This window comes from Leisingera sp. ANG-M1 (assembly GCF_000813745.1).
Classification (GTDB): domain Bacteria; phylum Pseudomonadota; class Alphaproteobacteria; order Rhodobacterales; family Rhodobacteraceae; genus Leisingera.
Window position 1 is genome coordinate 1 of record NZ_JWLC01000090.1, and the last position, 360, is coordinate 360.

The 360-nt window shown below is 61.1% G+C and carries 1 protein-coding gene; it reads left to right on the forward strand.

Going from position 1 to position 360, the window contains the following annotated elements; genetic code table 11:
• The coding region (locus RA19_RS25560) for a transporter substrate-binding domain-containing protein (RefSeq protein ID WP_039168886.1) at positions 1–360 on the forward strand (360 nt) is incomplete at both ends.

Here is a 360-nt window from a genome sequence, read left to right on the forward strand (position 1 = left end):
GGTCTATCGCAACGGCTCTCCCAAGCCCAAGGACATTGGCGATCTCAAGGGCAACATAGTGGTGCCGGCCGGTTCCACCGGAGAAGATCTGCTCAAGGAGCTCGCCAAGCAGTACCCCAACCTGAAGTGGAGCACCAATCGGGATGCCGACGTGGAGGAGCTGCTCAAGCAGGTGGCCGACGGCAAGATCGACTACACGGTGGTGCAGGATACCGTGCTGGCCCGCACCCAGCGTTACTACCCCGAGCTCACCGAAGGGATGACCCTGGCCAAGAACCAGACTGTGGCCTGGGCCATGACCAAGCTGCCGGACGACAGCCTCTACGCCAGCATCATCGACTTCTTCGGACAGCGCTTCAT